Consider the following 19,222-nt stretch of genomic DNA (forward strand, 5'->3'; position numbering starts at 1 on the left):
CAGTCACTCGTCCGTCGCAGCAAGCGTCGGACGATCGCGGCCAGACCAGCAGAGTCGAAGGTCCCGCCCAAGGCACGCCTTGCTGCCCTGACCGACCGACCGGCACCACATGGGACGTGCTGTGGTCTGGACACAGGGGGCCGGTTCGCCGGAGGGGTGTCCGTCTTGGCGACGGTGGGTCTCGTGGCCTAGGGCCACCGCTTCCTGATCCGCTTCCGGCGATCCGGTACTTCCCCTGTAGTTCCAGGTTCGCGCAACGAGTGGTCGCACGTCAGGGTCCAAGGTCCCGACCTCGCTGGACCACCCGGCCCCGATCACTCGCGGATCAGCACGTCCTCGACGGCGCGCCGCGGCGTCGGCGGGACGGTCGGGCCGTAGCCGAACCGGATCACGGCCTGTGGCCGCTGCCACGGACCGAGCGGATCATTGATCTGCACCCGGAGCTCTTCGTGCTCGATCGCCTGATTCAGCAAGGATGTCGACCATCCACGGGCAGTGGCCTCCAGCAGCACATGCTCGAGTGCCTGTCCCGCCCGCAGCCACTCGATCGGCCCGTCGTACCGAGTCGCTAGCACCGCTAGCTGCGGCTCACGCTCGAATTCGGCCACCGGACGCACCGCATCGGCCTCCGTGGCCGCCAGATCGCGTACGACGGGACTCCGGCCGGCGACCCGCGAACCCAGGGCACTGGACGGCACCCCGTCGCTGTCCCGGTGCCCACCGACCCAAAGCCGTCGCTCGGCCGTCCGCGCCGCATCCACGTCGTCCGCCGCCACCGCATCGTTCGTTGCCATCTGCAACCACCAGCGCCGGGACGGCCTGTCGATCCACTGCAGCACGGCGCCCTCGACCCGTGCACACAGGTCGAGCTCGACGCGGGCCTGTGCCGGCAGTCGCTCATCGGTGAACGGCTCCCGGTTCGTCCGACGTTTCGTCAGGTACGGCGCCAGCGCGGCCAACGGCTCGCCCGGCGACAAGCTCAGTTCGATAACCGCCACCAGATCCGGTAACCGCTGGTCGACGAGGTGCCGTACCTCCGAGCCCATCCCCCGCGCCGCGGCTGCCACCCGCAGGTTCAAGATCGACGCTCCGAGCGACAGGAACAGCATCCGGCGCGACGGATCCTCGGCCGGCAACTCCCGATCCCGCACCCGGAACACCTGCACCGTCCGCTCCACGAACCGGAACCGCCACGGCTGCGTGTTGTGGATCGACGGAGCCAGCACCGCCGCCCGCAGCAGCGCCTCCCGGTCAGCCAAGGAAAGTCCCGCTCTCTTCATTCCCCCAGTGCAGACCGGTCGCTCCAGCAGCTGTAGAGGCGAAAGACCCGTTCGCGTCGTGACCCCTGGGATCGCGGCGGCCGAGGGGCCCAAGGTCCTGCTCGAACGGACCGATCGGCCGGTGCGAACAGTGGCGCCGGCGCTCCATGCTTGAGCTGAGATCAGCTCAGGAGGTTCATTGTGGGCGCACAGGTCAGAGCGGTGCCATGGGTCCGGCAGCTGGTGATCGACACCGGCCGGGCGGCACGACGCAGACACGCCATCCACGGCCTCTTCGAGGTCGACGTCACCTCGGCGCGGACGGTCTTGCGCGCGGACGGCGCCTCGCGCCTCTTCACGGCGTTCGTGATCCACTGCATCGCCACCGCGGTCGCCGCGGATCCCAGGTATACAGGCGTACCGGGACCTGCGAGGCCGTGAGGTCATCTTCGACCAGGTCGACGTCGCCCTGCCGGTCGAGGTCGACGTCGACGGGGAGCCGTTCGCTTTCACCCACGTGCTGCGTGACGCGTCCCGGCGTACCGTCGAGGAGCTGCACGACGAGATCCACGCGGTCAAGACGGATCCACACCTGAGCCCGTCGGTCCGCAAGGCGCCCTGGGTGCACGCGTACCTGTTGCTGCCCGGATTCGTCCGGGTCGCGCTGCTCGGCGCACTGCACCGGCTGCCGCGTCGCCAACAGGCTCTGGCCGGCACGGTGGGTGTGACCGCCGTCGGCATGTTCGGCGCCGGCTCGGGCTGGGGCATCGGATTCCAGCTCCACACCCTGAGCATCGTGGTCGGCGGCATCGCCCGACGGCCGATCGTTTTCCAAGGCGTACTCGTCGAACGCGAGTTCCTCCAGCTGACCGTCAGCGTCGACCACGACATCGTCGACGGCGCCCCCGCCGCCCGCTTCGTCGGCCGCCTCCGCGAGCTACTCCTGGCCGGAGACGGAATCCACCAATCCATCGTATGGAAGCAGCCGGCATGAAGCGCGAGTCCGAGGTCATAGGAACCGTTGGTCAATTTCGCTCCCAACCACCTCCTGCCCAACCCGTCTGGACACCCTGGTGGCTGTGGCTGTCGGTGCCGATCGCACTCCTCGGCATCTCGGGCAGCATGGCCGGCATTCTGATCCCCGAGATCTATGCGAACGAGACGGCCGGCTGGCAGACCCAGGCGATCGGCCAGGACATCGCCAACCTGGTCGTGCTCCCAGTCATGCTGGTCCTCGCAGTGGCCGCCGCACGCGGTTCGGTGCGGGCGTTGCTCGCGTGGGCCGGGACGGTCGTCTATGCGGCCTACGCGTATGTGATCTATGCGTTCGCCGTCCACTTCGGACCGCTGTTCCTGCTGTACGTCGCAGTCCTCGGACTCGCGGTGTGGGCGCTGCGCAATGGCCGGCATCAGCTTGGGCATCGTGAGCCTGACGATCGTTGCCATCGCTCACGGCGAAGAAGCCTCGCCGGTCGTCGCCGCCGTTCTGGGCCTGCTCGGCATCGCGCAAGCCCTCACCTGCTGGCGCTTCCTCATGAGTTCCGGGACTCACGTTGCGGGTCGATCCTAGTCATGCGTACTCACGACAACTCGCCTGCCGACAGAGGCGGGATGGACCGACAAGACCCTGCTCGGGCTCGATCATCGGAGAAGTGGCCTCGATCCGTGGATTCCACTTCCTACAGGTGATCTACCTCGTAACCGGTGTGCTCGTCATAGCGTGGACGCCAGGTCGCCACTGGTCGGATGCCCCACCGCTGGCTCATCGCGTTCGGTCCCAGCCGGGGCGGGGGCGGTGGGTGCCTAGTTGGGTGTCGCGGCTGCGGTAGACGATGTAGGGACGGGTGAGGTAGCCCAGTGGGGCGCTGAAGACGTGGACCAGGCGGGTGAAGGGCCACAGGGCGAACAACAGCATCGCGGCGAGGCCGTGCAGCTGGAACGTGAGCGGCGCTTCGGCCATCAGCTCAGGATGCAGCTGGAAACGGAAGATCCCGCGGAACCAGATGGAAACGCCTTCGCGGTAATCGTAGTGGCTGAAGATGTTGGCGAAGACAGTGTTGGCCAGCCCGAGCAGGATGACCGTCGCGAGGACGGCGTACATGGTCTTGTCCATCTTGGTGGTGGCGGAGAACACCGGGCCGACCGTACGGCGGCGGTAGATGAGGATGGCCATGCCGACGACGGTGCCGAAGCCGGCCACCGCGCCGATCGAGACGGCGAGGAAGTGGTACAGCCCTTCCGAGACGCCAACAGCTTCGGTCCAGGACTTCGGTACGCCGAGACCCATCACATGCCCGAGGAACACCGCGAGCAAACCGAAATGGAACAGTGGGCTGCCCCAACGAAGCAGCCGGTCCTCGTACAGCTGCGACGAGCGAGTCGTCCAGCCGAACTTGTCGTAGCGGTAGCGCCAGAAGTGGCCGACGACGAAGACGGTCAGGCAGATGTAGGGGACGATGACCCACAGGAACGTGTCCATGGTCAGCGACCTCCGCGGTACGTCGGCATCGGCAGCGGGACCGGTGACGCGGGTCCGGTGTCGAAAGCGGCGCCGTACGGGGTGAGGCCGACCTCCTCGTCCGGAGGACCGTCGGCGATGAGCTTCTGCACGGCATCGCGCTCGCTTCCGCGCAGAGGTGGAAGCGTGGCGGTGACCGCCTCGACGGCTCCGGCCCAGCGCGAACCGATGCCGGTCAAGGACAGGCGAAGGACCTCGAGGCCGGCCCGGTACTCGAGCAACAGGTGCCGGCCCTGTTCGTGATCGACGGTCGCGGCGTACTCCAGGACGACACAGAGGTGGTCGGGAAGTTCGCCGGGGTCGAGGTCGAGGCCGGACGCGAGATAGGTTTGCTTGAACCGCAGCAGCGCGCCGCCTCGTTTGCGCGTGTCGCCGTACAGGAAATAGGTCAGGAACAGGTTGTGGCGGCGACGGTTGTCGAAGGTCTCGACGTAGTCGGACTCCAGCTCGGACAGCGGCGTGCCGGACAGATTGCTGATGGTTGCCCGCAGCAACTCGCCCACGCGGGACGGGAGTTCGTGCGTCGCACGCCTGATCAGCTCGAGCCGGTCGAGCAGTTGGCTGTCGGGATAGGCGAGCAGCAGCGAGGCGGACTGCCAAGCGACCGTGAGCTGGTCGGCACGGAGCTTCATCACTGGTCCCCCTTCGGTGGGAACAGGCCCTGCGGGCTCCCCTTGCCGTCCCAGTTCAGGAGGTTGACGCGGGCAGCCTTGTCGTCGGGTGACGCGAGGGTGTCCGAGGTCTGACGGTCCTGCAGCATCTGGAAGTTCTCGACCGCGATCGGCGTCGTTCCGCCGGATCCCTCGCCGAACGGACCCGAGCCGCCCATCCCCGGGCCGCCCTCGTAGTCCAGTGAACACGCGATCTCTTCGAGGTCGTGGGCCTGCTCCGCGTGTGCGGGCGGGATGACGTACCGCTCGTCGTACTTGGCCAGCGCGAGCAGCCGGTACAGGTCGTACATCTCCTCCTCCCCCATCCCGACCGCGGCGGGGATCGCGCCGTCCGGATCGCGGCCCAGGTTGATGTCGCGCATGTACGAGCGCATCGCGGCGAGCCTGCGCAGTACCGCGTCGACCGGGGCGACATCGCCCGCCGTGAACAGCTCGGCGAGGTACTCGATCGGGATCCGCAACGCGTCGATCGCCGCGAACAGGTTCTCCCGCTTCTCGGCGTCCTCACCGGTCTCGCGGACCACGTCGACGACCGGCGACAGCGGCGGGATGTACCAGACCATCGGCATCGTGCGATACTCCGGATGCAGCGGGAGCGCGACCTTGTACGTGGTGATCAACGCGTTGACCGGTGATCGCTGCGCCGCGTCGATCCAGTCGCGCGGTACGCCGTCCCGCTCGGCGGCACGGATCACCTCGGGATCGTGCGGGTCGAGCAGGATGGACCGCTGCGCCTCGTAGAGGTCGTGGTCGTCAGGGACCGATGCGGCCTCGAGGACCCGATCGGCGTCGTACAGCACCAGACCGATGTACCGCAGCCGGCCGACACACGTCTCGGCGCAGACCGTCGGCAGACCGACCTCCACGCGCGGGAAGCAGAACGTGCACTTCTCCGCCTTGCCGGTGCGATGGTTGAAGTAGACCTTCTTGTACGGGCAACCGGACACGCACATCCGCCAGCCGCGGCAGCGGTCCTGGTCGACCAGCACGATGCCGTCCTCGGTGCGCTTGTAGATCGCACCACTCGGGCACGATGCCGCACACGACGGGTTCAGGCAGTGCTCGCAGATCCGCGGCAGGTAGAACATGAAGGTCTGCTCGAACTCGAACTTGACCTTGTCGCCCACCTTCTTCAGCACTGGGTCGTGCTCTGCCGTCGCGGCCGACCCGCCGAGGTTGTCGTCCCAGTTGGAAGACCACGAGATCTTCATGTCCTTGCCGGAGATCAGCGACTTCGGCCGCGCGACCGGCGTGTGTTCCTGGGCCGGAGCATCGGTCAGGGTCGCGTAGTCGTACGTCCAGGGCTCGTAATAGTCCTGGATCGACGGCATCTTCGGGTTGGAGAAGATGGTGGCGAGCTTCTTCAGCCGACCGCCGGCCTTGAGTTTGAGGCGGCCGCGCTTGTTGAGTTCCCAGCCGCCCTGCCATTCCTCCTGGTCCTCGTACCGTCGCGGGTACCCCTGACCCGGCCGGGTCTCGACGTTGTTGAACCAGACGTACTCGGTGCCCGCGCGATTCGTCCAAGCTTGCTTGCAGGTGACCGAGCAGGTGTGGCAGCCGATGCATTTGTCGAGGTTCATCACCATCGCCATCTGCGCCATGACCTTCATCAGTACGTCACCTCCTGGCTGCGCTTGCGGATCACTGTGACCTCGTCCCGCTGATTGCCGGTCGGCCCCAGATAGTTGAAGGCGAACGACAGTTGCGCGTAGCCCCCGATGACGTGACTGGGCTTGACCAGGATCCTGGTGAGCGAATTGTGGATACCGCCACGTTTGCCGGACGTCTCCGCGATCGGTACGTCGATCAACCGGTCCTGCGCGTGATGCATGTAGACCGTTCCCTCGGGCATCCGGTGCGAGACGATCGCCCGCGCGACCACGACCCCGTTGCGGTTGACCGCCTCGATCCAGTCGTTGTCCTGGACACCGACCTTGGCGGCGTCTTTGTCGCTCATCCAGATCGTCTGCCCACCACGCGACAGCGACAGCATGAACAGGTTGTCCTGGTACTCCGAGTGGATCGACCACTTGCTGTGCGGGGTCAGGTAGCGAACCGTCACCCCCTCGACGGCGGCACCTCCGACATCGCCCACGGGCGGCTCGGCGAACAGCGCCGCCATGTTCAGCGGCGGCCGGTAGACCGGTAGGTTCTCGCCGAGCTCGGTCATCCAGTCGTGATCGAGATAGAAATGCTGCCGACCCGTCAGGGTGTGCCAGGGCTTCAGCCGCTCGACGTTGATCGTGAACGGCGAGTACCGGCGGCCGCCGGCTTCCGAACCCGACCATTCCGGCGACGTGATGACCGGGACCGGCGCCGCCTGCGTGTCGGCAAACGTGATCTGCTTGCCCTCGTGCTCGGCGGCCAGATCGTGCAGTTGGGTCCCGGTCCGCTTCTCGAGGGTCTTGAATCCTTGAGTCGCGAGGTGCCCGTTCGTCGTACCGGACAGCGCCAGGATCGCCTCACAGGCGTGAACGTCGCGTTTGAGCGAAGGACGGCCGTTGGCGGGTCCGCCACGGACCGGGCCGTTCTTGGAGCGGAGATAGTCGATCGAGGCGGCGACGTCGTACGTCACGCCCTTGGTCGTGGTCCCGAGCTTGTCGAGCAGCGGCCCGAGGGCCTGCATCTGCGCGCCGACCGCGGTGTAGTCCCGTTCGACTTCGACGATCTTCGGCATCGTGACCCCGGGGACCGGCTCGCACTCACCGTGCTTCCAGTCCCGTACGACGCCGTGCGGGTTGGCCATCGCGTCCGGGGTGTCATGCAGGAGCGGCACGGCGACGATGTCGCGGCGGGTGTCCAGGTTGCCTTCGGCAAGCTCGCTGAACTTCGTCGCGATCGCTTGCCACGCGTCCCAGTCCGTACGGGTCTGCCACGGCGGCGCGATGGCCGGGTTGAACGAGTGCACGAACGGGTGCATGTCCGTGGTGTTCAGATCGTGCTTCTCGTACCAGGTCGCGGCCGGCAGCACGACGTCGGAGAAGATCGTCGTACTGGTCTGGCGGAAGTCCAGGGTCAGCAGCAGGTCCAGCTTCCCCTCGGGCGCCTGTTCGTGCCAGTCCACCTCCCGCGGACGCTGGCTCTCGCCCGCCTCGGTCGCGCGCAGCGAGTTGTCGGTGCCCAGCAGGTGCTTGAGGAAGTACTCGTTGCCCTTCCCTGAAGACCCGAGCAGGTTCGCGCGCCAGATCGCCAGCACGCGAGGGAAATTCTCGGGCGAGTCCGGATCCTCCGCGGCGAAGCGGAGATTGCCGGACTTCAACTGCTCGACCACATGCTCAGCCACCGGCCGGCCGGCCGCCGCGGCCTCATCGGCGAGCTCCAGTGGGTTGCGGTTGAACGTCGGGTACGACGGCATCCACCCCATTCGCGCACTCTTGGCGATCACGTCGGCGGTACTCAGCCCGGCCAACAACCCACGACCGGTGCTCGCGGCAACGGTGTCGGCGGAGAACGTGTCGTAGCGGTACTGATTCGTGTGCAGGTACCAGTAGGCAGTGTGGATCATCTGCCGCGGCGGCCGCGCCCAGTCCAGCCCGAACGCCAACTGGGCCCAACCGGTGACCGGCCGGCACTTCTCCTGCCCCACGTAGTGTGCCCACCCGCCGCCGTTCACGCCCTGGCACCCGGTCAACGTGGTCAGCGCGAGAAAGCCGCGATAGATCGTGTCCGAGTGGAACCAGTGATTCGTTCCGGCGCCCATCAGGATCATCGAACGGCCCCGCGACTCCTCGGCGTTGGCCGCGAACTCCCGTGCGATCCGGGCAGCCGCCACAGCAGGCACGCCCGTGACCGTCTCTTGCCACGCGGGCGTGTACGGCGCGGACGCATCGTCGTACGAAGCAGGCCACGCACCGGGAAGCCCAGGCCGCCCCACGCCGTACTGCGCCAGCATCAGGTCGAACACCGTGGCCACCACCTGGTCACCGACGCGGCGAACCGGCACGCCGCGGACCAGCGACAGTGAGGCGTCGTCGAAGCGCGGCAGTTCCACCTGCACCGAGTCGCTGTCTGCGTCGAGCAAGGTCAACCGTGGATCGACCTCACCGAGATCGAGGTTCCACCTCCCGACGCCTGCCTCACCGAAGCGGTGACCGAGCGACCCGTTCGGCACGACGACCTCGTCCGTACGCGAGTCGACCAGCACGGTCTTGAAGTGCGCGTTCTCCTCCCCCGCATGTGCGGGCAGGTCCGCAGCGGTGAGGAACTTGCCCGGCCGGTACGCCGTACCGTCTCCGCCCGGTTGCAGCACCACCAGGTAAGGGAGGTCGGTGTACTTCTTGGTGTAAGCGGTGAAGTACGGCGTCTCGCGGTCGACGAAGAACTCCTTCAGAATCACGTGCCCCATCGCCATCGCCAGTGCGCCGTCCGTACCCGGTGCCGCCGGCAACCATTCGTCGGCGAACTTCACGTTGTCCGCGTAGTCCGGCGAGACCACGATCACTTTCTGCCCGCGGTACCGCGCCTCGGTCATCCAGTGCGCGTCCGGCGTACGGGTCACGGGCACGTTCGAGCCCCACATGATCAGGTAGCCGGCATCCCACCAGTCACCGGACTCCGGTACGTCGGTCTGATCGCCGAAGACCTGCGGCGACGCGACCGGCAGATCGGCGTACCAGTCGTAGAACGACAGCATCGACCCGCCGACCAGTGAGGTGAACCGGGCACCGGACGCGTGCGACACCATCGACATCGCAGGAATCGGCGAGAAGCCGGCAACCCTGTCCGGGCCCCACTTCTTGATCGTGTGCACGTACGCGGCGGCGACCAGCTCGGTCGCCTCGTCCCAGGTCGCGCGAACCAGTCCGCCCTTGCCCCGCGCGGACTTGTAGGCCTTCGCCCGCAACGGGTTGTCGACGATGTGCGCCCACGCCTTGACCGGATGCCCGCCGTACTGACGCTTCGCCTCGCGGTACATCTCCAGCAGTACGCCGCGGATGTAGGGATAGCGGACGCGGGTCGGCGAGTACGTGTACCAGGAGAAGGCCGCGCCGCGTGGGCAACCCCGCGGCTCGTACTCGGGCCGGTCGGGCCCGACGGACGGGTAGTCGGTCTGCTGGGTCTCCCAGGTGATGATGCCGTCCTTGACGTACACCTTCCACGAACACGAACCCGTGCAGTTCACACCATGGGTCGAGCGGACGACCTTGTCGTGACTCCAGCGATCCCGGTAGAAGTCGTCAGCCTGCCGCCCACCGGTCTTCGTCAGCGTCCGCAGGTCGGCCGACACCGTGCCTTTCGTGAAGAACCGTCTCGTACGCACGAGCGCGTCGCTGAGACCTCCGTCCAGCCCCACCTCGCGACCGGCTCCCGTGCCTTCGGGCTGGGCTTCAGTGCTCACAGGCAATCCTCTCCTCGACGCGGTCGGGACTCAGGCGATGTTCTTGGAAGCGTCTTGTTCGCCGGGCGACGCAGGCCGGTGCGCGCGCTCGATCGCACGCACGAGGGTCAGGGTCAGGGCGAGAGTCAGAGCCGCCGTCACCGACAGCAGCCACAGGCCGATCGCGTAGGACTCCGTCCGGCCGTAGACATAACCCATCACCAGCGGCGGCACGAACCCACCGAGTCCGCCGGCGGCACCGACCAAACCGGTCACCCCGCCCACCCGGGACGGTTCCGTCACCTCGGCGATCAGCGCGAAGGTGGCGCCGCTGCCCGAGCCGAGTGCCGCGGCCATTCCCAGGAACGCGATCGTCCCGACAGGCTCGAGCAGGGGGTGGGTCGCAGCGACCGCGGCCCCGGCGACCACGACGGCATAGCCCACCGCCAGCACCGGAACCGGGCCCAATCGGTCTGAGAGCCACCCGCCCAGCGGACGCATGATCACCGCGACCGCGACGAAACCTGCCATTCGGTTCGCTGCGTCGGCCGGCGTCAGTCCGTAGTCCGTCTTGAGGTAGGCCGGGAGATAGACCGAGAAGGCGACGTACCCGCCGAAGGCCACCGCGTACAGGACGCAGGCCTGCCAGGTGATCGGGAGTCTGGCGTTGGCGACGAGGCGCCGGACCAGAGAGGTCGTCGGGGCAGTACGTCCAGGGGCGTCCCGAAGGAACATCCAGGCGACGACGGCGTACACGGCGAGGACAGCTGCGGTGATCAAGAACGGCGCCTTGGCCCCCAGGCCGTCGTACAGCTTCACGGTCGTCAGCGCGCTGATCGCCGTACCGCCCATGCCGGCGCCGAAGATTCCCACCGCGAGACCCCTCCGCTCCGGTGGGAACCACGCGTTCACGAACGGCACCCCGACCGCGAATGTCGTCCCCGCGACACCGAGGAAGAACCCGCCGACCAGCAGCAGGGCATAGGAGTCGAGCGCGACGAACGCTATGAACAGGATCGGCACGATCGTCACCGCGGACACGATCGGGAACATCACCCGGCCGCCGAACTTGTCGGTCAGCGCACCGACTACGATGCGACCGAGCGACCCCACGACCACCGGGACCGCGACCAGCAGCGCGACGTCCGACTCGGTCAGCGCCCCCAGCGCCCCGTTCTGCCGGAACAACGGCCCGAGCGGGCTGATCAGCGCCCACGCCCAGAAGTTGACGGCGAAACCAACCGTCGCCAGCGCCAGCATGAACCACGGCGAACCCACTACGTCCCTGGTACGCCGCTCCGCACGACCTGTCATCCCTCGTCCCCATTCGAGATCGTCACGATCTCCACCATCGTGCACGTCGCATCCCCTGCCAATGGGCCGAAAGTCCTGCTCCGTACCGACATTGGCACTGCCGCCACGACACGCGCTTGGTACCCACCGGCGGTTCATTCAGACGGTTACTTCACGTAGTGTTGCGGTGTGACTGACGGCTCGCGGTCAGGGCGTGGGGGCTGGGACGAGGGCGCTTTGGAGTACGCAGGCCTGTCCCGGGTGCGTCTTGATGCGCTGTTGCAGGAGCTGCTCGGGCGTGTCGACGAGATCATGGAGTACCAGGAACGCCTGCGGGCGCTCCTCGACGCGGTTGTCGGCATTGGTGCGGATCTGGATCTGAACAGCACCCTGGACCGCATCGTCACCGCGGCCTGCGAACTCGCCGGTGCCCGGTACGGCGCGCTCGGCGTCGTCGGGCCGGACGGTCGGCGACTGGTCCGGTTCATCACCCGCGGTGTCACCGACGAGGAGATCGCCGCCATCGGCCCGTACCCCGAGGGCCACGGCATCCTCGGCCTGCTGATCGAGCACCCCGAGCCGATCCGGATGCACGACCTCGCCGAGCACCCCCGCTCCTACGGCTTCCCGGCCAACCACCCGCCGATGAAGAGCTTCCTCGGCGTCCCGATCCGGACCCGCGAACACGCCTACGGCAACCTGTACCTGACCGAGAAGACCGGCGGCGCCGACTTCACCGAAGACGACGAACGCACCGTCACCGCCCTGGCCGCCGCAGCCGGCGTCGTCATCGACAACGCCCGGCTGTACGCCGACACCGAACAGCGCCGCCGCTGGCACGAGGTCACCGCCGAGATCACGCAGCTGATGCTCGGCGAATTCGACCCCGACCAGGCACTCCAGCTGATCGCGCAGAGGGCCCGGGAGGTGTCCGGCACCGCCGTCGCGGCCGTACTGTTCGCCGACGGCGACCAACTGGTGGTCCGGGCGGTCGACGGGCCGCCGCAGTTCCAGCGCTTCCTCGGACAACGGCTGCCCCACGACCTTCCGGTGCTGGGCCGCGCCCTGACCGGCGGCGAGCAGGTCACGATCGACGACCTCGCCGAGTTGCTGAAGGACAACGACACCCTGACCGAGTTCCCCGAAGGCGCACGGCTCGGCCGTACCACGATGGCACCGCTACCGGCAGGCACTACCGGCACCGGCGGCCTGCTCGTGGTCGCCTCCGAACAAGGCCGCGACACCGCCATGTCCGACGGCACCGACCTGATCCGGATGTTCGCCGGCCAGGCCACCCTGGCCCTCGAACGTGCTCAGTCGCAACGCGACCGCGACATGCTCGCGGTCCTCGAGGACCGCGACCGGATCGCCCGGGACCTGCACGACCTCGTCATCCAACGCCTGTTCGCCACCGGACTGCAACTCCAGGGAATGCACCGCCTGGCACGCCCCGAACACCAGCAACGACTCGCCCAGGCGGTCGACGACATCGACACCACCATCCACGACCTCCGCGCCGCGATCTTCGGCCTCCAGCAGGCCCCCGGCGCCAGCACACTACGCGGCGACATCCAGGCCCTGGTCAACGAATACACCGAACCACTCGGGTTCCGGCCACACCTGACCCTGAGCGGCCCGATCGACACCGCCGTACCAGCCGCGGCCAGGCCCCAGATCCTCGCCGCGATCCGAGAATCGCTGTCCAACATCGTCCGGCACGCCAAAGCCTCACAAGCGACCGTCGAGATCTCGGTCGGCGACAGTCTCGTCCTGGCACGCATCACCGACAACGGCATCGGCATCGGCCCCAGCACCCGCCGCAGCGGCCTCCGCAACCTCACCGAACGCGCGCAGGCCCTCGGCGGCACCGTCCGCATCACCACCAACGATCCCCACGGCACAGTCATCGAACTCCAGGCACCGACCGACTGATCAGAGACGCACCCGTCGTGGCGAGTGTCAGGGCACTGGTGGACGCCTCGCCGCCGAGCCGTCGAGCGGTTCGGAGCGGCGTCCCATGCCGGCCCTCCGGATCAGGTCGGACACCAACTCCTGGGCACTGTCGATAGTCCCGTCGAGGATCCTGACGCCAACCCCCACCTCACCGGCCTGCAAGGACCACCGGGCGGCGGCCATGCCCTGCACCAGCGAATCGTTGATCTCGATCGCCTCGCGGTGCAGCAGCGCGGCTGCTTCAAGCCGGAGACGCTCGGCCTCCGCCCAACGCAATCGGTCGGCCGCCATACCCAGCAGGAGCCCCAGCACCAGCAGCGGCGCAACACGCGCCGCCCACCCAGCGGTGGAGAACGAGATGTCACGCACCACGACCCAGACCACCACGAAGGCAACGGCGGACATCCCGGCAAGGGCGCCCGCGCGCAGGCCGAACGTCATCGCGATCAGGGCGACCGGGAACACATAAAGCAAGAAGTAGTCGTCGCCTGGTGTACCGGCGAACAGAGTCAGCAACAGAACGGCGCCGTACAGCCCCACCGCCACCACGAGGGCTACGGACGGATGTTGCCGGAACCACGGATTGCGCGGCGCCGACCTGCGCAGGGGCCACGCGACGTCGGTCATACCTCCAGCAATAGCCCGCACCGCGGTCAGGCCACAGGGCCGGAAGTCCCGTCGGTGAGGAGCAGACAGGCGATCCGACGTAAGAGCGCCGGCAAACGCCCGAGGGGGTGCCGTTGGGTCCTAGGCAACCGGGCCGTTCGGCTCTGCTCACGCGGCCTTTTGCCTGGTGTCCTGGATGGGACCCCGAAGGAGGTTCCGATGTCGAAGAAGGTATTGGTCGCCTACGCCAGCAAGATGGGCGCGACCGCGGGCATTGCCGCCGCGATCGGTGACGAGCTACGTGCGCACGGGCACTCCGCCGACGTTGCCGAGGTGACGAGTGTGAACGACGTCGCGCCGTACGACGCCGTCGTCCTGGGCAGCGCGATCTACGTCCGTCGGTGGCGGCGGGACGCCGTACGCTTCCTGCGCCACAACGTCGCAGGTCTCCGTCAGCGCCAGGTCTGGCTCTTCCACAGCGGGCCTGTCGGACCCGACAAGGACCAGGACCAGACGATGCCGCCGGCGGTCCGCCACCTCGCCCGCTCGATCGGCGCGACACCGGCCGTCACCTTCGCCGGCCGCCTTGAACCAGCCACGGCGAAGGGCTTCCTGGCTCGCCGGCTCGCGGCCGGCAAACTGGCCGGCGATGCGCGCGACTGGGACAAGATCCGTGCGTGGTCAGCCGACGTCAGCGCCGCCATCGAAGCCACCCAACGCAGCACCTGGCACCGTCCACCGGCCAACCACTCCCGCAAGCGCCCAGCCGGCCACTTCCTCGGCTGATGAGCCCAGCCGGTGCGCGCGCCACCCGAACGGGCCATGCTGGAACGAAAGGAGCTCAGGAGGAGGTATGAGGCACAAGCCTGTGGTCGTAGGCATCGACGGATCACCAGCCGCCGAGATCGCCATCAAGTGGGCGGCCGTGGAAGCAACGTCGTTGCGCAGCACTCTCCGCATGCTGCACGCCGTCGCGGCACATGAGGCCGCGTCGAACGCCGGCGAAGTCGTGTATCGCGCGGTCCAGCTGGCCCGCGGGCTGGCCCCGGGCATCGAGATCGACACCCACATCGACAAGGGCGCGCCGTCAACGGTTCTCGTCAAGGCCTCCGGCGACGCGGAGGTCGTGGTGATCGGCAGCCGCGGGCTCGGCCTGATGGCCGGTGCGCTCGTCGGTGCGACCGGCCTGGACCTCGCAGCGAACGCCCGGTGCCCGATCGTCGTCGTACGCCCGGACCTCGCCGAGCTCGACGGAGTCCGCGTCGTCATCGGGTACGACGGATCGCCTGCCGGCGACACAGCCCTCGACTACGGCATCGAGTACGCCCGCCGCCACAGCCTCGCCGTACGGGTCGTCGCCGCCCAGCCGACCGGGACCGAGCTCCACCGGATCACCGAAGACCAGCTCCGGGAGGCCGTCCACAAACGCGACGGCCACGACGCCGAACTCATCCAGATCACCGGCCACCCGGCCGAGCACATTCTGCGTCTCTCATCGGACGCCGGCCTGATTGTCCTCGGCGCCCGCGGACGCGGCGGCTTCGCCGGCATGCTCATCGGCTCCGTCAGCCAGACCGTCCTCCACCACGCCGACTGCCCCGTCACAATCATCCCCGCCGCCGCCACCGGCGGCTGACACACAGCCCTCCATCCCACGCGTCCAACGTGACCCGCCACGTGGAGGTGCCGGCGTGCGGGTGAGGTTCAGTGTGGCTGTTCGCGGCGGTCGAGTACCTCGAAGTGGGCTGATCGCTTGTCGAAGTCCGCGAGTACGGCCTGGGCGGCTGCCGGTACGTGGGCCGTCTCGTAGTCCTCGCCCATGAACGCCCGTACGGAGTCCAAGGACTCGAACCACATCAGGGTCATGAACTCGACGTCCTGCTCCCGCTCGCGGCGAACCAGATCGATCGCGAGGAAGCCCGGGATGCGCAGCGCCTCGATTCCGGGGATGACCTGTTCCCGGACGACGCGCTCGTATGCGGCAGCGTTCTCGTGCGTGGTCCACCCTCGCCACTGACGACAGATCATGGGCCGAGCATAGTCCGCACTTCGATCATCCACCGCTCTGTCCGAGAAGGTGGCAATTGGTTGCCGACGGCATTGGTCGCTGCGTCCGCGGTCCGCGAGTTCGTTTGCGCCGAATGCCTGTGATGGGAGAGGCTTGGCGGCGGAGCGCCGGGAAGTCTGGTCGGCAGTACCCGCCCTCGACCGAGGTGCGGGGCGATCGACGACCCCGGAGGCCGCACCATGCTGGAAGGATCCCACGGTCAGGACCTGCTGACGTTGTGTGAGCCTGAGAGTCCCGGCGTATGGTGCAGGTGTGCACGGAGAGCAGATGGCCGAGGCGTTTCCGGTGGTCAGCCTGGACACGGACGCGCGCGACGCTGCCGAACTGCTCGCCTCGCGGCGCTTGCCTGGGTTGATCGTGGTCGACGAGAAGGGCCGGCCGCACTCGGTGCTGCCCGCGTCGCAGGTGGTGCGCTTCCTGGTCCCGACGTACGTGCAGGACGATCCGTCCCTGGCTCGGGTGATGGACGAGCCGCTGGCCGACCAGGTAGCCGACCGGCTGGCAGGAGTGACCGTCCGCAAGCTGTTGCCGAGGGAACCGGTCGAGCTGCCGGTGGTCAACCACGACGACACGGTCATCGAAGTGGCCGCCATCATGGCCCGGCTGCGGTGCCCGCTGGTCGCGGTCGTGAAGGACGGCGAGATCCTGGGCGCGATCACCGCGTCCCGGTTGCTGGAACTGGTCGTCGCGGCGCACTGACCGACGGACCAGTGATCACGTGACAGTGATCGCGGTCGTCGTCTTCGTGGTCGCCTACGTGCTGATCGCGACGGAGTGGACGCACAAGCTGCTCGCCGCACTCGGCGGCGCGGCCGTGCTGCTCGCGCTCGGGGTGACCGATTCCGAGCACGCGTTCTACTCCCACGACACCGGCATCGACTGGGACGTCATCTTCCTGCTGCTGGGCATGATGATCATCGTCGGCATCCTGCGCCGTACCGGAGTCTTCGAGTACGTCGCCATCTGGGCCGCCAAGCGGGCCAAGGGATCGCCGCTGAGGGTGATGATCCTGCTCACGCTCATCACCGCCGTCGCCTCGGCCTTCCTCGACAACGTCACCACAGTGCTGCTGATCGCACCGGTCACACTGCTGGTCTGCGACCGGCTCGGGATCAATCCCGTCCCGTTCCTGATCGCCGAGGTGATGGCCTCCAACATCGGCGGCGCCGCCACGCTGATCGGCGACCCGCCGAACATCATCATCGCCAGCCGCTCCGGCCTCACCTTCAACGACTTCCTCCTCCACATGACCCCGCTCGTCGTCGTCGAGCTGATCGTGTTCACGCTGGTCCTCCCCCGCCTGTTCAAGGGATCGTTCGACGTCGATCCCGCCAGGGTCGAGAACGTCCTGCGGCTGAACGAGCGCGAGGCGATCCAGGACCCCCGCCTGCTCATCAAATGCGGCTCGGTCCTCGTGGTCGTCTTCACCGGGTTCATCGGCCACTCGCTCTTCCACGTCGACCCGTCCGTGGTAGCACTCCTCGGCGCCGGCCTGCTCGTGCTGATCTCCGGCGTGCCGACCAAGGACTACATGGCCAGCGTGGAGTGGCAAACCCTGCTGTTCTTCGCCGGCCTGTTCGTCATGGTCGGCGCCCTGGTCAAGACGGGCGTGATCGGCAACCTCGCCGACCAGGTCGGCAAGGCGACCAACGGCAAGCCCCTGCTGGCGGTGATGCTGATCCTGTTCGTGTCGGCGGTCCTGTCCGGCATCGTCGACAACATCCCGTACGTCGCCACCATGAGCCCCGTGGTCCTCGAACTGACCAAGAGCATGCACGACCCGGCCCACGCCAACGCCCTGTGGTGGGCGCTCGCCGCGGGAGCCGACTTCGGCGGCAACGCGACCGCGGTCGGCGCCAGCGCCAACGTCGTCGCCATCGGCATCGCGCTGCGCGCCGGCAACCCGATCACCTTCTGGGAGTTCACCCGCAAGGGCGTGGTGATGACCGCGATCACCATCGCCGTCGCGGCGCCGTACCTGTGGCTGCGGTACTTCGTTCTGTCCTGACCGGCCGCCGCTCAGACGGCAACTCTCCGTGATCGTTGCGCGAGGCAAGCGTCAAAGGGGGTCCTTGGATCGTTAAAGACCGCGATCGCTGTAACGCGGCCGGGCGCTTGCTCGATGTCAGGAGTAAGCAGTCTGGTGTGCCGGGAAGTCTGGTCGGCGACGTCTGGACCCCACATCCCGCCTGGAGGCGCATCGCATGCCACAACCTGACGAGAGCCTCACCACCGCCGATCCGTCCGGGACCATCCCCTGGCCGGGACGACGACCTGACACGCTCGGAGACCTCCTCGGAGCGGGAACCGATGCAAGCCTCGTGCCGGTGCTGTCCGGCCCGGAGGCACTGATCGTCGCCGAACTGCTCGAACAGATCGCCGACGACCCGGGAAGCGACCTGAGCGCGATCGCACAACTACTCATCATGCGAATCCACGACCGGCTCGAGATCTTCGAAGACCCCGCCGGCGCCCCGCGGCCCCGGCAGCCGGGCAAACTCATCTCGCTGTTCCCAACACCTCCGGCTCCGCACCAGCAACCCTGACCCCTCAGAGCTCAGTCGCCCGGCGCTGGAGACGTTGAGCCTTCGGTCACAGTTTTGTCACTGGCGTAACGTTCGGCGGCTTCAAACGATTCATTCTGTGAGTGCGGTCCCGGCGGGACCGCAGTTGGTTGTTCTGGTGTGCCGGGAAGTCTGGTCGGCAGCGCCCGACCCATGCCCTTTGCCACCAGGAGACTCCCATGACGAAATCCCTTCGTGCTGTTGCCTGTTCCGCGGTTCTCATGCTCGCGTTCACCGCCTGCTCCGGCGGAAAGGACAGCGGCTCTTCCACGCCCTCGAGCGCGCCTTCTTCGACGCCGGCACCCACCAGTACGGCACCGAGCAGTACGCCGCCTGCCGTCACGCCGAGCGCCGTACCGTCGTCGAACCCGCCCGCAGCACCGGCACGCACGGCGGCTCAGCTCATGAAGGCACTGCTCGCGCTGGCCGATCTGCCGCCGGGATTCTCGCTCGAGAAGGACGACGCGGGCGACGACTCCGACGTCAGCGTGTCGTCGAAGGACAGCCGCTGCGCCAAGCTGGTTGCCTTCACCAACGCGGACAACCCGCCCGGATCGAAGGCATCCGCCGGTCAGTCGTACTCCGGTGGCGCGCAAGGCCCCTTCGTCGACGAGACCATCGACGCCATGGGAACACCGGCAGCCGCCCGGGCACTCCAGAAGTCCTTCAAGCAGGCCGTCACCACGTGCCGCACCATGACCTTGAAGGTTCCGGGCGAAGGAAGCTCGCCGATCAGTGTCCGTGAGGTCTCCGCGCCGGCCGTCGGCACCGACCCGGTCGCCGTCCGCTTCACCGCGACCGGCGGTCCGCTGGAAGGCTTCGAAGTCACCATGGTCACCGTCGCCGTCGACGACGTGATCGTGGCCGTCACCGTGATCAACGGACTGCCCGACGACATCGACGGCGCCACCACGACCGCGGTGGAGAAAGCACAGGCCACCCTCGGCGCCTCCCGCTCCGGCACCTGACAAAC

18 protein-coding genes are annotated in these 19,222 nt (G+C 67.7%); 10 read left to right on the plus strand and 8 right to left on the minus strand.

The annotated features are described in order from the left end of the window. Nucleotides 1-314: 314 nt before the first annotated feature. Nucleotides 315-1,259, minus strand: a complete 945-nt coding sequence (locus EV647_RS20030) for a nitroreductase (protein WP_134005044.1) — start codon at nucleotides 1,257-1,259, stop codon at nucleotides 315-317. 222 nt (nucleotides 1,260-1,481) lie between these two features. Between EV647_RS20030 and EV647_RS42590 the strand changes: the two genes are divergently transcribed. From EV647_RS42590 to EV647_RS20040, 3 genes are all read left to right on the plus strand, one after another. Next, nucleotides 1,482-1,700 carry a hypothetical protein gene (locus tag EV647_RS42590; RefSeq protein ID WP_202876238.1) on the plus strand — a complete coding sequence of 73 codons (219 nt, stop codon included), beginning with the start codon at nucleotides 1,482-1,484 and terminating at the stop codon, nucleotides 1,698-1,700. A gap of 76 nt (nucleotides 1,701-1,776) precedes the next feature. After that, nucleotides 1,777-2,253 (plus strand): 2-oxo acid dehydrogenase subunit E2, encoded by a 477-nt coding sequence (locus EV647_RS42595; protein WP_202876239.1) that lies wholly within the window; start codon nucleotides 1,777-1,779, stop codon nucleotides 2,251-2,253. Then, nucleotides 2,250-2,948 carry a hypothetical protein gene (locus tag EV647_RS20040; protein ID WP_134005046.1) on the plus strand — a complete coding sequence of 233 codons (699 nt, stop codon included), beginning with the start codon at nucleotides 2,250-2,252 and terminating at the stop codon, nucleotides 2,946-2,948. The genes EV647_RS42595 and EV647_RS20040 overlap by 4 nt, the downstream gene beginning before the upstream one ends. A 73-nt stretch (nucleotides 2,949-3,021) precedes the next feature. Here EV647_RS20040 and narI read toward each other — a convergent pair whose 3' ends face one another. The 5 genes from narI to EV647_RS20065 all read right to left on the minus strand — a co-directional run bounded on the left by narI (nucleotide 3,022) and on the right by EV647_RS20065 (nucleotide 11,079). Beyond that, nucleotides 3,022-3,738 carry a respiratory nitrate reductase subunit gamma gene (gene narI / locus EV647_RS20045; protein ID WP_134005048.1) on the minus strand — a complete coding sequence of 239 codons (717 nt, stop codon included), beginning with the start codon at nucleotides 3,736-3,738 and terminating at the stop codon, nucleotides 3,022-3,024. A gap of 2 nt (nucleotides 3,739-3,740) precedes the next feature. Further along, a complete protein-coding gene (gene narJ / locus EV647_RS20050; protein WP_134005050.1) occupies nucleotides 3,741-4,409 on the minus strand; it encodes a nitrate reductase molybdenum cofactor assembly chaperone in 669 nt (222 codons plus the stop codon). Next, nucleotides 4,409-6,058, minus strand: coding sequence for a nitrate reductase subunit beta (narH, locus tag EV647_RS20055; protein ID WP_134005052.1), 1,650 nt, complete (start codon nucleotides 6,056-6,058; stop codon nucleotides 4,409-4,411). The genes narJ and narH overlap by 1 nt, the downstream gene beginning before the upstream one ends. Further along, entirely contained in the window at nucleotides 6,058-9,741 is a 3,684-nt protein-coding gene (locus tag EV647_RS20060; RefSeq protein ID WP_238177344.1) for a nitrate reductase subunit alpha, read from the minus strand. Before EV647_RS20060 ends, narH begins: the two co-directional genes overlap by 1 nt. Nucleotides 9,742-9,816: 75 nt before the next feature. Continuing rightward, nucleotides 9,817-11,079 carry an MFS transporter gene (locus tag EV647_RS20065; protein WP_166680386.1) on the minus strand — a complete coding sequence of 421 codons (1,263 nt, stop codon included), beginning with the start codon at nucleotides 11,077-11,079 and terminating at the stop codon, nucleotides 9,817-9,819. A gap of 168 nt (nucleotides 11,080-11,247) precedes the next feature. On the opposite strand from EV647_RS20065, the gene EV647_RS20070 reads away from it, so the two are divergent. After that, nucleotides 11,248-12,990 carry a GAF domain-containing protein gene (locus tag EV647_RS20070; RefSeq protein WP_202876240.1) on the plus strand — a complete coding sequence of 581 codons (1,743 nt, stop codon included), beginning with the start codon at nucleotides 11,248-11,250 and terminating at the stop codon, nucleotides 12,988-12,990. A 27-nt stretch (nucleotides 12,991-13,017) separates the two neighbouring features. Here the strand turns inward: EV647_RS20070 and EV647_RS20075 are convergent, their stop codons facing one another. Next, nucleotides 13,018-13,638: a hypothetical protein gene (locus EV647_RS20075; protein WP_134005056.1), complete on the minus strand. Its 621-nt coding sequence runs from the start codon at nucleotides 13,636-13,638 to the stop codon at nucleotides 13,018-13,020. Between the two features lie 198 nt (nucleotides 13,639-13,836). Here EV647_RS20075 and EV647_RS20080 point away from each other — a divergent pair, with 198 nt between their 5' ends. After that, the gene (locus tag EV647_RS20080) at nucleotides 13,837-14,403 is read left to right on the plus strand and encodes a flavodoxin domain-containing protein (protein ID WP_134005058.1); all 567 of its coding nucleotides are present in this window, start codon (nucleotides 13,837-13,839) and stop codon (nucleotides 14,401-14,403) included. A 67-nt stretch (nucleotides 14,404-14,470) separates the two neighbouring features. Continuing rightward, a complete protein-coding gene (locus EV647_RS20085) occupies nucleotides 14,471-15,253 on the plus strand; it encodes a universal stress protein (RefSeq protein WP_166679743.1) in 783 nt (260 codons plus the stop codon). A gap of 68 nt (nucleotides 15,254-15,321) precedes the next feature. Here EV647_RS20085 and EV647_RS20090 read toward each other — a convergent pair whose 3' ends face one another. Next, a complete protein-coding gene (locus EV647_RS20090) occupies nucleotides 15,322-15,645 on the minus strand; it encodes an antibiotic biosynthesis monooxygenase (RefSeq protein ID WP_134005062.1) in 324 nt (107 codons plus the stop codon). 292 nt (nucleotides 15,646-15,937) lie between these two features. On the opposite strand from EV647_RS20090, the gene EV647_RS20095 reads away from it, so the two are divergent. The 4 genes from EV647_RS20095 to EV647_RS20110 all read left to right on the plus strand — a co-directional run bounded on the left by EV647_RS20095 (nucleotide 15,938) and on the right by EV647_RS20110 (nucleotide 19,217). Beyond that, nucleotides 15,938-16,384 carry a CBS domain-containing protein gene (locus EV647_RS20095; protein WP_134005064.1) on the plus strand — a complete coding sequence of 149 codons (447 nt, stop codon included), beginning with the start codon at nucleotides 15,938-15,940 and terminating at the stop codon, nucleotides 16,382-16,384. Between the two features lie 19 nt (nucleotides 16,385-16,403). After that, complete coding sequence (locus EV647_RS20100) at nucleotides 16,404-17,693, plus strand: SLC13 family permease (RefSeq protein WP_134005066.1); 1,290 nt, start codon at nucleotides 16,404-16,406, stop codon at nucleotides 17,691-17,693. A 196-nt stretch (nucleotides 17,694-17,889) separates the two neighbouring features. Further along, nucleotides 17,890-18,231: a hypothetical protein gene (locus EV647_RS20105; protein WP_134005068.1), complete on the plus strand. Its 342-nt coding sequence runs from the start codon at nucleotides 17,890-17,892 to the stop codon at nucleotides 18,229-18,231. Between the two features lie 197 nt (nucleotides 18,232-18,428). Then, complete coding sequence (locus tag EV647_RS20110; RefSeq protein ID WP_134005070.1) at nucleotides 18,429-19,217, plus strand: sensor domain-containing protein; 789 nt, start codon at nucleotides 18,429-18,431, stop codon at nucleotides 19,215-19,217. The last annotated feature ends 5 nt before the right edge of the window (nucleotides 19,218-19,222 follow it).

This window comes from Kribbella sp. VKM Ac-2566, assembly GCF_004366005.1.
Lineage (GTDB): Bacteria > Actinomycetota > Actinomycetes > Propionibacteriales > Kribbellaceae > Kribbella > Kribbella pratensis.

Excerpts from the sequence above, each read along its gene's own strand:
- EV647_RS20040 (WP_134005046.1), top strand. The coding sequence starts at position 2,250 with ATGAAGCGCGAGTCCGAGGTCATAGGAACCGTTGGTCAATTTCGCTCC.
- narI (WP_134005048.1), bottom strand. The coding sequence starts at position 3,738 with ATGGACACGTTCCTGTGGGTCATCGTCCCCTACATCTGCCTGACCGTC.
- narJ (WP_134005050.1), bottom strand. The coding sequence starts at position 4,409 with ATGAAGCTCCGTGCCGACCAGCTCACGGTCGCTTGGCAGTCCGCCTCG.
- narH (WP_134005052.1), bottom strand. The coding sequence starts at position 6,058 with ATGAAGGTCATGGCGCAGATGGCGATGGTGATGAACCTCGACAAATGC.
- EV647_RS20065 (WP_166680386.1), bottom strand. The coding sequence starts at position 11,079 with ATGACAGGTCGTGCGGAGCGGCGTACCAGGGACGTAGTGGGTTCGCCG.
- EV647_RS20075 (WP_134005056.1), bottom strand. The coding sequence starts at position 13,638 with ATGACCGACGTCGCGTGGCCCCTGCGCAGGTCGGCGCCGCGCAATCCG.
- EV647_RS20080 (WP_134005058.1), top strand. The coding sequence starts at position 13,837 with ATGTCGAAGAAGGTATTGGTCGCCTACGCCAGCAAGATGGGCGCGACC.
- EV647_RS20085 (WP_166679743.1), top strand. The coding sequence starts at position 14,471 with ATGAGGCACAAGCCTGTGGTCGTAGGCATCGACGGATCACCAGCCGCC.
- EV647_RS20090 (WP_134005062.1), bottom strand. The coding sequence starts at position 15,645 with ATGATCTGTCGTCAGTGGCGAGGGTGGACCACGCACGAGAACGCTGCC.
- EV647_RS20105 (WP_134005068.1), top strand. The coding sequence starts at position 17,890 with ATGCCACAACCTGACGAGAGCCTCACCACCGCCGATCCGTCCGGGACC.
- EV647_RS20110 (WP_134005070.1), top strand. The coding sequence starts at position 18,429 with ATGACGAAATCCCTTCGTGCTGTTGCCTGTTCCGCGGTTCTCATGCTC.